The sequence below is a fragment of the Paenibacillus cookii genome, from assembly GCF_018333375.1.
GTDB lineage: Bacteria > Bacillota > Bacilli > Paenibacillales > Paenibacillaceae > Paenibacillus_AQ > Paenibacillus_AQ cookii.
Genome location: NZ_BORW01000143.1, coordinates 1 through 255 on the forward strand (window position 1 = coordinate 1; position 255 = coordinate 255).

The following is a 255-nucleotide window of genomic DNA, read 5'->3' on the forward strand; positions in this document are numbered from 1 at the left end:
GGCGCGCATGTCGCATCCAGCATGAGGGTGCCCTTGTTCATGACTTCCGCTGTCGGTGCGGCTGTAGATGGCAGGACGTGTAGCTTTTTCGCCATGTTGCGGGGGTTCTTCGCCACAACAGGGGGCTCCTCGGGAATAGAGAAAGCGTCCCCTACCTCCATGGTGAGCTGCGAGCCGCCCGCGTCGTTGTCGTCGTCATCGCGATCTCGCTTGGACGATTTCGGTTTCGCCTCGACCTCTCGCTCTGCTTGCAGC

The 255-nt window shown here is 61.2% G+C and carries 1 pseudogene; it reads right to left on the reverse strand.

The features are described from left to right. Nucleotides 1-255, reverse strand: a pseudogene (locus tag KI367_RS26955) (IS5/IS1182 family transposase); the annotation flags it as partial.